This window comes from Amycolatopsis vastitatis, assembly GCF_002234595.1.
GTDB classification, from domain to species: Bacteria; Actinomycetota; Actinomycetes; order Mycobacteriales; family Pseudonocardiaceae; genus Amycolatopsis; species Amycolatopsis vastitatis.
In genome coordinates this window covers 1-1147 of record NZ_NMUL01000071.1, presented here as the reverse complement: position 1 = coordinate 1147, position 1147 = coordinate 1, and the positions used below count along the sequence as shown (strand labels likewise).

Annotated in this window: 1 protein-coding gene; it reads right to left on the bottom strand. The window is 71.8% G+C overall.

Annotated elements, in window-relative coordinates; genetic code table 11:
* On the bottom strand, window positions 1–1147 hold a 1147-nt coding region (locus tag CF165_RS45935; RefSeq protein ID WP_240522126.1), incomplete at both ends, for a condensation domain-containing protein.

Here is a 1147-nt window from a genome sequence, read left to right as displayed (position 1 = left end):
CTGGTTGCCCAGTCGCACCAGGTCCCGGTGCAGGGACGCGTCGAGGACGAGCCGGACCGCGTCGCCGTCCGTGGTGGCTGTCGGCGGATAGGGGCGGTCGACCGGGAGGTCGATCCGGTCCGGCAGGCCGGCCAGCTTCGCCCGCCAGTGGTCGGTCTGCTGCCGTACGACGTCCTCGGTGAGGCGGTCGCGTTGCCAGAGGGTGTAGTCGGCGTAGTCCATCGGCAATGGTGTCCACTGTGGAGCACGATGGTCCCGCCGGGCGGCGTAGGCCGTCGCCAGGTCGTCGATCAGCGGCCGCAGCGACCACCCGTCACCGGCGATGTGGTGCAGCACGAGCAGCAGGACGTGCCGCTCGGCGTCCGTCGTGAACAGGTGTGCCCGGAGCGGGGTCTCGACGGCGATGTCGAACGGTCGCCGGGCGGCCCGTACCACCTCGGCGTCGACGGCGTGCGCGGCGAGGTGGGTGACGACGAGGTTCGGACGGGCATCGTCCACCAGCGCCTGGCGTGGTGTGCCGTTCACCTCCGGGTACACCGTGCGCAGGACCTCGTGCCGCTCCACCACATCGGCCAGGGCAGCCTCGAGTGCGGTCTCGCCGGGCCGGCCGGACAGGCGCAGCACGACGGGGATGTTGTACGCCGGGCTCGCCGGTTCGAGCCGGCTGAGGAACCACAGCCGTTGTTGCGCGAACGACAGCGGGAGCGGCTCCGGCCGCGGCCGGCGGGTGACGACCGCGTGGCTGGTTTCCGCGGAGTCGATCTGCTCGGCGACCGCCGCGACCGTGGGCGCGTCGAAGAGAGTGGCCGCGGAGACCTGGACACCGAGTTCGGCGCGGATGCGGCCCGCCAACCGGATTGCGAGCAGTGAATGCCCACCCAGGTGGAAGAAGTTGTCCTCGACGCCGACCCGCTCCACCCCCAGCACGTCGGCGAACATCGCGCACAGCCGCTCTTCCCGTGGGGAGCGCGCGTCTCGACCGGTGGTACCGCCCACGTCGGGCCTGGGCAGCGCGCGCTGGTCGACCTTTCCGTTGGGTGTCAGCGGAAGGCCCGGCAGCGCCATGATGGCCGACGGCACCATGTAGGCGGGCAGTGTTTCGGAGAGGTGCCGGCGGATCTTGCCGGTGTCGACCCTCGGTCCGGCG